The sequence below is a fragment of the Anaerotalea alkaliphila genome (assembly GCF_010179735.1).
GTDB lineage: Bacteria > Bacillota > Clostridia > Lachnospirales > Vallitaleaceae > Anaerotalea > Anaerotalea alkaliphila.
The window spans coordinates 119,650-129,679 of the sequence record NZ_JAAEEH010000003.1; the positions used below are offsets into that span (position 1 = coordinate 119,650).

Sequence of the window (10,030 nt, forward strand, 5' to 3'; positions counted from 1 at the left end):
GGAGCCGTCATGACAACGAGGAGTTGGTATGGTACAATGAAGAGGAAAAATCCGATGCGGCACCTGCAATGGCCGGGATTCCCGTGTGCCGTCCTGCTCCTTCTTTTTTTGGGGCTGGCAGGCTGTGGGGAAAGGGAAGCCCTTTACACCCCCGGAATCTACGAAGGAGAGGCGGAAGGGTACCACAGCAGGATCCTCCTCCAGGTGGAGGTGGATGCCTATGGAATCCTGGACATCCGGATCCTTGAAAGCGAGGAAACCCCCATCATCCTGGAGGCGGTGGAGTCGGAGCTGCTTCCCCGGATGATCGAACGGAACCGGCCGGAGGTGGATGTTGTCAGCGGTGCGACCCACACCAGCGAGAGCATCCGGCAGGCCGTTGCCCAGGCGCTTGCGTCCGCAAGACGGAAGGAGTAGAGGAGAAGGATGAAGCTGCAAACGAAAATCACAGGTGTGTTCAGCCTCGTCCTGGTCCTTCTGTTCCTGGTGCTGGCATGGATGGTTTTTGGGAATGTGCGAAGCACCCTCCATGACCAGATGGGAAGCAGCGCCATGGACCTGGCAGTGACGGTGGCGTCCATGGAGGGGGTCCAGGAGGCGCTGGGGACGGGAACCAACCAGGCCTGGGTCCAGGAGCAGGTGGAAAGCTTCCGCAGCCAGACCCGCTACCAGTACATCATCGTCATGGACATGGAGGGGATCCAGTACTCCTATCCCTACGAGGCGGGGCTGGGGAAAAAGTACCGGAACGGCGGGGAAGAACGGGTGCTCCGATTTGGAGAGGCCTATGTTTCCGCAGACGACAACGCGCTGATTGCAGCAATCCGGGCCTTTGCCCCTGTCCGGCACGAGGGCAGGCAGGTGGGGGCTGTTTTGGTGGGCCTTTTGACCAAGCAGGTGTACGAGGAAAACCGGGGGAACCGGCAGAAGCTGGAAGCCATCCTGCTGTTGGGGCTTGTGGCGGGCATAGGCATCTCCGGTTTTCTGGCCTACAACATCAAGAAAAGCATCTATGGATTGGAGCCCAAGGAAATCGCCCTTCTCCTGGGCCAGCGGGACCTGATCCTGGCCAGCCTGAGCCGTGGGATCGTGGCGGTGGACCGGCAAGGAAAGGTGATCCTGATGAACGGCATGGCCAAGAGGACTTTCGGTGCAGAAGACGCCATCGGACTTCCTGTGGAGAACCTCCACAGGGAATTCGGCCGGGCGCTGCTGGAGGCCATGGAAGCGGAGGGGAAAGCCGGGCAGAGGGAAATAGCCCTAGGGATGGGGCGGATCCTGCTGTGCAGCTATTGTCCCATGGCGGATCCAAAAGGGGGGCTCACGGGTGTGGTCGCCAGTTTCGAAAACCTAACGGACGCCAAACGGCTGGCGGAGGAGCTGACCGGCTACAAGAACATGGTGCAGGCCCTGCGGGCACAGAACCACGAATTCCTCAACCGGCTGCACACCATAGGAGGCCTGGTGCAACTGGAGGAGTATGAGGAAGTGATGGACTACATCCTGCGCGTTTCCGAGGACGTGGAGAACGTTTCGGAAATCCTCTCCAAAAGGATCAGGGAGTCCCACGTGGCGGCACTGCTGCTTGCCAAGTACCACAAGGTGACGGAGGCGAAGATTTCCCTTCAGATCCATCCGGAAAGCCGCTTGGAGCGCATTCCGGATGGGATTTCCGCAGACGGGGTCTGCTCCATCCTGGGGAACCTCCTGGACAACGCCCAGGAGGCGCTGGAGGGCACAAGCAACCCGTGGATCCGGGTCCTGGTGGAGGAGGGAAGGGAGGCGCTGGAAATCCGGGTGGACAACAATGGACCTCCCATTCCGCCGGACCTGGGGGACCGGATCTTTGAAGCCGGTGCGACCACCCGCGGGGGGGAACGGGGCATGGGCATGAAAATCGTAAAGGACCTGGTGGACCGGGCGGGAGGACGGATCGACTGGGAGAATCCGTCTGGGGGCGGGGTCCGGTGGAGCGTGGACCTTCCCTGGGAAAGCTGTTGGTCGGGGAGGTGTATGGATGGATAGGGACATCAAGGTCCTGTTGGTGGAGGACGACCCCATGGTCCGCAGGATCAACGGGAAATTCCTGGAAAAGATGCCCGGATTCCACTTGAGCGGGGCGGTGGACAATCTGGAGGAGGCCAGGGAACGCATCCTGGAGGCAACTCCGGACCTGGTGCTGCTGGATGTGTTTTTTCCCAGGGGAACAGGTGTGGACCTGTTGAAGTGGATCCGAAAGAACGACCTGGAAGTGGATGCCATCATGATCACCGCGGACAAGCATTCCGGCACGGTGGAGGAGGCGTTTCGGTACGGGGCGGTGGACTATCTGCTCAAGCCTTTCCAATTCCAGCGGTTCGCGGAGGCATTGGAAAGCTACAGGGACAGAAGGGAGGCCGTCCGGAAACCGGCCAGGCTTAGCCAGGAGGCCATCGACCGGTTGGGAAGGGGATCCGCCGGTCGGGTTGCGGCGGAAGAGGAGCTGGTGGCCAACGCAACCAAGGAGAAGATTCTGGCGATCTTCCGGGATAATCCAGGGACGTCGCTGACCGCCGCCATGGTGGCGGAAAAGATCGGCGCCTCCAGGATCACCGCAAGAAAATACTTGGACGCCCTGGAGCAGAGTGGTGTGCTTGCGGTGGAAGCGGCCTATGGAACCGTGGGCCGACCGAAAAACATGTACCATTTGCCGGGAGACACAAAATGAACCTGCAGAACGACGGAAGGGATGGGACTTGCAATGCATTTGAAGGCTTTTTTGAAACTGGTGGAAATCCAAACGAAGGTGGCCAGCGCGCTTCCTTTGTGGGCTGGCGGCGCCTTCGCCTGGCATCGGTATGGGGAGGCGAGGGCATGGACATTCCTCACCTTCTGGATCTCCCTCCTTTGCATCGACATGGCCACCACGGCCATCAACAACCTGATGGACTACAGGAAGGCTGTCAGGAAGGAGGGGTACAACTACCAGGAGCACAACGCCATGGCCGCCTATGGTCTGGAGGAAAGGACCGCCGAGGGGGCGATTGCCGTCCTGCTGGGCACGGGGGCCATCTTTGGGATCCTGCTGTCCCTCCAGACGGACCTCCTGGTCCTGGTCCTGGGGATTCTGGCCTTTGGGGTGGGAATCCTCTACTCCTGGGGACCGGTGCCCATTTCCCGGACCCCTTTGGGTGAGGTATTCTCCGGCCTCTTCATGGGATTCCTGATCTTCTTCCTTTCCGCCTACGTGCAGTTGGAGTCTCCCGGCTGGGTGGAACTGGACCTGGAGGCAGGAAGGGTCCTTCTGGCCCTGGCATGGGTGGAGCCGGTGGTGCTTCTGCTGGTGTCCCTGCCGCTGGTGTTCGGCATCGCCAACATCATGCTGGCCAACAACATCTGTGACATGGAGGACGACCGGGCCAACGGCAGGACCACCCTCCCCATGTGCCTGGGAAAGCCCAACGCCTTGGCTCTGTTCAAGGGCCTGTATGTGCTGGCCTATCTGTCGCCGGTGCTTCTGGCCGCAACGGGAATCCTTCCGTGGACAGGTTTCCTTGCTCCGGTGGCCTATCTTCCCGTGCATCGGATGGTGCAAGGCTTCGTCCGGAATCCGGACAAGAAAGAGACCTTTGTGCTCTCGGTAAAGAGCTTTCTCTGGACCGGGCTCTTCCATGTGCTGGTGAGCCTGTCCGGACTGGTCCTGTAGTACCGGAAAAAGGCAGACGGGAAAAGGGGGCCGCTGCACCAATCGATTGGTGCGGCGGCCCCCTTTTCCATGGGGTTCTATCTGTATTTGATGCGGGTGCTGATCAGCCTTTCCGTCTGTGCCTTTTCCATGCCTTTGCGAAGGCTGTAGTCCGCCACCTGGTCCTCGCCGATATGGTAGAGGTCGAAGTACTTGGCCCTGGGGGAGGCGAAATAAAGGCCGGATACGCTGGCAGCCGGGACCATCATGTGGTTTTCCGTCAGGGTGACGCCGATGGATTCCTGGGCATCCAGCATTTCGAAGAGGGTGGTCTTTTCCGAGTGGTCGATCAGGGAGGGGTAGCCGAAGGCAGGACGGATGCCCTGATAGTCGGCGCGGAGGAGGGCTTCCAGGTGCAGGTCCTCGTCGGCCGCATATCCCCAAATTTCCTTGCGCACCCGCTCGTGCAGGTATTCGGCAAACGCTTCCGCCAGACGGTCCGAAAGGATTTTGACCATCAGGGCGCCGTACTCGTCGTGGGCCTCCTTGTGTCTGGCGATCAGGTCTTCCGCTCCCAATCCGGCGGTGACCACAAAGGCTCCCACATAGTCCCGGAAGGTTCCGTCTTCGGAAGGGGGGGCGACATAGTCGGTGAGGCTCACATGGGGGCTTCCCACCCGTTGCTGGCGGAAGTTGTAGAAGGTGTACTCCTTGTCCCCGTCCAGCAGCACCAGGTCGTCCTCCCTGGCGGCGGCGGGGAAGATCCCCACCAGACCCTTGCAGCAGGTGGGATTTTCCCGTTTCATCTCCTCCAGGGTCTCCAAGGCGTCCGCATGGAGTTTTCCAGCCTCTTCCCCGAGGACGGGGTCTTCCAGGATGTCGGGGAAACGCTTCTTGAATTCCCAGGCGGTGAAGAAGAAGGTCCAATCGATGTAAGGAACCAGGGTCTCTATGGAAACATCCTCCACGGTCTGGATTCCCAGCTGGTTCGGCTTATGGACCGACTCCCTGGACCAGTCCACCTGGGGACGGTTCTGTCGGGCATCCGCCAGAGGAACCAGGGGAGCGGCATGGGTCTTGGAAACGGAAATGACCCGCTCATACTCCTTGTAGAGCTCGTTCACAAAGGAGTCCCGGGCTCTGGGGTCCATCAGGGCTTTGGCGGCCTCCACTCCTTTGGTGGCATCCGCCGCATGGACCACGGGCTGGCTGTAGTGGGGGACGATCTTCAGCCCCGTGTGGAGCTTGGAGGTGGTCGCCCCGCCGATCAGCAGGGGCAGCCGGATCCCCTCCTTTTCCAGGAGGTCGGCCATGCCCACCATCTCATCCAAAGACGGCGTGATCAGGCCACTCAAGCCGATCATGTCCACGGATTCCCGGCGGGCCGCCTCCAGGATGTCGCCAGGCGACACCATGATGCCCAGGTCCACCACCTCGAAATTGTTGCACTGGAGCACCACGCCCACGATGTTCTTTCCGATGTCGTGGACATCCCCCTTCACCGTCGCCAGCAGGACCTTTCCGGCGCTGGAAGAGGTGGATGCGCTGTTCTCCGCCTCGATGTGGGGGAGCAGATGGGCCACGGCCTTTTTCATCACCCGGGCGCTCTTCACAACCTGGGGCAGGAACATCTTGCCTTCCCCGAACAGGTCGCCAACGGCCCGCATGCCGTCCATCAGGGGGCCCTCGATCAGGTCGATTGCGGTGGGCAGGACGCCTCTGGCCTCCTCCAGGTCCGCCTCCAGGTGGTCGGTGATGCCCCGCATCAGGGAAACCTTGAGCCTCTCCTGCACGGAGGTTTCCCGCCATGCTTGGGTGGCTTCCTGTCTTCCGGAGGACTCCGCCTTCACCTGGCTGGCGAATTCGATCAGGGCGTCCGTTGCCCCTTCGTCCCTGTTGAGGACCACGTCCTCACAAAGCTTCAGGAGGGTCGGGTCCAGATCGTCGTAGATCTGCACCAGTCCCGGATTCAGGATGGCCATGTCCAGGCCTGCCTTGATGGCGTGATAGAGGAAGACGGAATGCATGGCTTCCCGGACCACGTTGTTTCCCCGGAAGGAGAAGGACAGGTTGCTGAGGCCTCCGCTGGTCTTGGCGTGGGGCAGATGCTCCTTGATCCAGGACACGGCGCGGATGAAGTCCACCGCATAGTTGTTGTGGACGTCCATGCCGGTGGCGATGGCCAGGATGTTCACGTCGAAGATGATGTCCTCGGGAGGGAAATCCACAACCTGGGTCAGGAGGTGGTAGGCCCTTTCGGCGATCTGGATCTTCCGTTCAAAGGAATCCGCCTGGCCCTCTTCGTCAAAGGCCATGACCACTACGGCGGCGCCGAATTTCCGGATGGTCGCCGCCTGCTCCAGGAATTCCTCCTCCCCGTTCTTCAGGCTGATGGAGTTGACCACCGGCTTGCCCTGGAGGGCTTTCAGCCCGGCCAGGATCACTTCCCATTTGGAGGAGTCCACCATCACGGGAACCTTGGCGATGTCCGGCTCCGAGGAGATCAGCTTCAGGAATATGTCCATCTCCTCCGCACCTTCCAGGAGGCCGTCGTCGAAATTCACGTCGATGATCTGGGCCCCGTTTTCCACCTGGTTCTTGGCGATGGACAAGGCCTCTTCGTATTTCTTCTCCCGGATCAGCCGGGCGAATTTGGCAGATCCGGAAACATTGGTCCGCTCCCCCACGTTCACGAAGTTCCTGGACCGTTCAATGGTCAGGGGTTCCAGCCCGGCCAGGGTGGTGGTCCGGGGAAGGGGGGAGGGGACACGGGGAGGATGGCCGTCCACGGCGCCGGCGATGGCCTTGATGTGATCGGGGGTGGTGCCGCAGCAGCCTCCAACGATGTTCAGATGTCCTCCCTGGATGAGTTCGCCCAGCAGATGGGCGGTCTCCTCGGGCAGCTCGTCGTATTGGCCCAACTGGTTGGGAAGGCCGGCGTTGGGGTAGACGCTCACGTAGTATTCCGTGCTTCCGGCAAGCTCCTTCACATAGGGGATCAGCTCCCGGGCGCCGAAGGAGCAGTTCAGGCCGATGCTGATGATCCAGGGGTTCTTCATGGAAGCGATGAAAGCCTGGAGGGTCTGTCCCGACAGGGTCCGTCCGCTCCGGTCCGTCAAGGTCCCGGAGATCATGATGGGCAGGCCGGAACCGGATGCCTCGAAGACCTCCTGGGCGGCCACCAGGGCCGCACGGGCGTTCAGGGTGTCGAATATGGTTTCCACGAGGAGCAGGTCCACCCCGCCGGCCATCAGCCCTTCCACCTGTTCCTTGTAGGCGGCCACCAACTCGTCGAACTGGACGTTCCGGTAGCCTGGGTTCTCCACATCCGGAGACATGGAGGCGGTCTTGTTGGTGGGGCCGATGGAGCCCGCAACGAACCGGGGCCTCTCCGGCGTCCTTTCCGTAAACCGGTCCGCGGATCGCCTGGCCAGAAGGGCCGCCGTCCTGTTGATTTCGGAAACAAGGTGCTGGGTGTTGTAGTCGCTTTGGGAAATGCTGGTGGCGTTGAAGGTGTTGGTCTCCACCACGTCCGAGCCGGCGGCCAGGAAGCTGTCGTGGATGGCTTCCACCACATCCGGCCTTGTAAGGACCAGGAGGTCGTTGTTCCCCTTCAGGGGGGACGGGTGTCCCTGCAAAAGGGAACCCCGATAGTCCTCCTCCGAAAGCCTGTATTTTTGGATTTCCGTGCCCATGGCACCGTCCAGCAGGATCAACCTGCTGCCGAAATATCGTTTTATTTCCTCAAATGTCCTCTGCATGCTACCTCCTTGGGATGTTCCAAATCTCTGCATCCTATGTTATATGAAAAAGGGGGAAATGGCAAGAAAAAGTGCGGTCATCTCCTTGCCTCTTCCAAGGGGGGAGACAAAAGCCGGCGGTAGCTGCGGTCGATGCCGATGGCCCCCAAAGGGGCTGTAACCAGGATGGCCAGCACCGCCACGGTGAGGATGGTGTTGCCGGCGGCGACGCCCGCCGCCAGGGGAAGGGCACCGATGGCAGCCTGCACCGTGGCCTTGGGGACATAGGCGATGGAACAGAATAGCCTTTCCCTGAAGTTCAACCGGGTGCCCAGGAGGCTTGCGCAGACACCTGCCACCCGCAGCAGGAGGGCGGAGAACACCAGCAGGACGGAAAGGAATCCGGCTCCCGCCAGGTAACGGATGTCCACCGCGGCCCCCACCAGGACGAAAAGCAGGATTTCCGCCCCCACCCAGATCTTGCCGAACTTGCCCATGAGCCGCTTCGCCAGAACGCCATAGGCCTCCAGGATGGTTCCCCCCAAGGCCATGACCGCCAGCAGGCCGGACATGGGAACGGTGGGTTCCAGGAAGGTTTCCAGGGTGACCAGCAGGAAGGAAGTGCTCAGAAGGACAAGCACCTTGATGGTGTCCCGCATGTGCAGGCGGCGGAAAATGCGGACGAGAATAAGGCCCGCAAGGATGCCGGAGCCCAGCCCCACCAGGATGGCGACGGGGACCTGCACCAGGGTGGAGGTGGAGAACCCCGCGCCCTGGTGCATCCCCATGAAGGCGGTGAAGAGCACGATGACATAGATGTCGTCCACGGAAGCGCCTGCCATGACAAGCTGGGGGATGCTCTTGTCCTTGCCGTAGCCTGTCTCCATAAGGTGCAGCATGCGGGGGACGATCACCGCAGGAGAAACGGCCGCCAGGACGCTTCCAAGGATGGCGGCCTCCAGCCGGGTGACCGGAAGCAGCAAGGGGGCCAGCAGGGTGACGGCCAGGATTTCGAAGGTGGCGGGTACGAAGCACATGAGGAGGGCGGGGCGGCCCACCCTCTTCAAGTCCTTCAGGTCGATGGACATGCCGGCACGGGTCAGGATGATGATCAGGGCGATTTCCCTCAGGTCGCCGGAAATGTTCAGGATATCGGGCGAAATCAGGTCCAAGGCGTAGGGACCCAGCAGGATTCCGGTGAAGATCATGCCGAGAAGGCCTGGAACCCGCAGGCGGTTCAGGATCCCCCCCAGGGAAAGTCCAAGAAGCAGAATGAGCGACAAGCTGAACAACATGGTGTGGTTACCTCCTTGTGTCGTGGTCCCGGAGACGTCCCCGGGCAAAATGAAAGGCTGACGGTCCTGTGACGGGAATCACAGAAGTCATCAGCCAAGGGGCGGTTTTGGCGCAGGCCAGGGGAGAACCTCATTCCCCTCTTGCAATTGCATCCATCGTAATCCACTTGCAGGGGTTTGTCAAGAGGCCGGACCTACTTTTCAAAAGGTTGCGGATAGGGTATAATGGTAGCCAATCGGAAAGGAAAGGAAGGATAGCACATGTTGAAGCATAAATTGGAGACCAAGGCATTCGGGATTCTGACCTACGGAATCACGCCGCCCAAAAGCAGCAATCCGGAAGAAAAGATCCGGGAAATCACCGCCCGGCACATCGGAAGGATCCGGAACCTGGACATCGACGGCCTGATCCTGTACGACATCCAGGATGAAAGCGACCGGACCCACGAGAAGCGCACCTTCGATTTCATCCGCACGGTGGACCCGTCCGTCTACAGCCGGGAGTATCTGAAGGAACTGAAGGTTCCCAGGATCGTCTACCGGTGCGTGGGGAATTACGAGCCCCAAGAGCTGGGGGAATGGCTGGAGGAAGGAAAGGATGAGGTGGCCGTATTCGTGGGTGCGGCTTCCAGGAACCAGGTCGTGAAGATGAGGCTTCAGGAGGCCTACGCCATCCACCGGGAAAAAGGGGACAAGGTCCTTCTGGGGGGCGTGACCATACCGGAACGGCACCTGAAGAAAAAGGACGAGCCCGAACGGATCGGCTTCAAGTATCAGGAGGGATGCAGGTTCTTTGTGTCCCAGGCGGTCTACAACGTGGAAGGTGCCAAAGCCTTCCTGAAGGACTATGCGGCCTACTGCAAGAAGCACGGGATCGAAATGGTGCCGATCCTTTTCACCCTGACCCCCTGCGGGTCGGAAAGGACCCTTCAGTTCATCAAATGGCTGGGCATCAGTGTCCCTGCCCATCTGGAAGAGGCGCTGCTCCAGTCCGGGGACCACATGCTGCAGAAATCCATGGAGCTTTCCCTGGGGATCTTCAAGGAACTGACCAAATTCGCCTTGGAGCACCAGATCCCCATCGGCTGCAATGTGGAAAGCGTATCCATCCGGAAGGAGGAAATAGAAGCCTCCATCCGGCTGACCAGGGAAATCAAGGCGTTCATCGAGGAGGTCCGGGCGGAACGGTTATAGGCAGGAGTTGTGTCAAGCGTTTTTGAAAATGTCCCGAAAAACTTATAACATAGGCACCAGCTATTGCTGGTGCTTTTTTGGTCTTGGGCGTGATGCAAGGGAGCGGCATTTATTCCACGGACCTGTTTACAGCGAGC

7 protein-coding genes and 1 riboswitch are annotated in these 10,030 nt (G+C 60.3%); of the genes, 5 read left to right on the top strand and 2 right to left on the bottom strand.

All coding sequences use genetic code 11. The features are described 5' to 3' along the window. The first annotated feature begins 36 nt into the window (after positions 1-36). From GXN74_RS02225 to GXN74_RS02240, 4 genes are read left to right on the top strand one after another with little or no spacing between them, the layout of a single operon-like run. Positions 37-417, top strand: coding sequence for an FMN-binding protein (locus tag GXN74_RS02225; protein WP_162369294.1), 381 nt, complete (start codon positions 37-39; stop codon positions 415-417). A gap of 9 nt (positions 418-426) precedes the next feature. Then, positions 427-2,025 carry an ATP-binding protein gene (locus GXN74_RS02230; protein WP_162369295.1) on the top strand — a complete coding sequence of 533 codons (1,599 nt, stop codon included), beginning with the start codon at positions 427-429 and terminating at the stop codon, positions 2,023-2,025. Then, complete coding sequence (locus GXN74_RS02235; protein WP_162369296.1) at positions 2,018-2,707, top strand: response regulator; 690 nt, start codon at positions 2,018-2,020, stop codon at positions 2,705-2,707. The genes GXN74_RS02230 and GXN74_RS02235 overlap by 8 nt, the downstream gene beginning before the upstream one ends. Positions 2,708-2,740: 33 nt before the next feature. Next, positions 2,741-3,685 carry a 1,4-dihydroxy-2-naphthoate polyprenyltransferase gene (locus tag GXN74_RS02240; RefSeq protein WP_162369297.1) on the top strand — a complete coding sequence of 315 codons (945 nt, stop codon included), beginning with the start codon at positions 2,741-2,743 and terminating at the stop codon, positions 3,683-3,685. Between the two features lie 77 nt (positions 3,686-3,762). Here the strand turns inward: GXN74_RS02240 and metH are convergent, their stop codons facing one another. Beyond that, positions 3,763-7,425 carry a methionine synthase gene (metH, locus tag GXN74_RS02245; protein WP_162369298.1) on the bottom strand — a complete coding sequence of 1,221 codons (3,663 nt, stop codon included), beginning with the start codon at positions 7,423-7,425 and terminating at the stop codon, positions 3,763-3,765. A 77-nt stretch (positions 7,426-7,502) separates the two neighbouring features. Beyond that, positions 7,503-8,699: a cation:proton antiporter gene (locus GXN74_RS02250; protein WP_162369299.1), complete on the bottom strand. Its 1,197-nt coding sequence runs from the start codon at positions 8,697-8,699 to the stop codon at positions 7,503-7,505. 74 nt (positions 8,700-8,773) lie between these two features. Further along, positions 8,774-8,846, bottom strand: a riboswitch (Fluoride riboswitch). A 114-nt stretch (positions 8,847-8,960) separates the two neighbouring features. On the opposite strand from GXN74_RS02250, the gene GXN74_RS02255 reads away from it, so the two are divergent. After that, positions 8,961-9,893, top strand: coding sequence for a methylenetetrahydrofolate reductase (locus GXN74_RS02255; protein WP_162369300.1), 933 nt, complete (start codon positions 8,961-8,963; stop codon positions 9,891-9,893). The last annotated feature ends 137 nt before the right edge of the window (positions 9,894-10,030 follow it).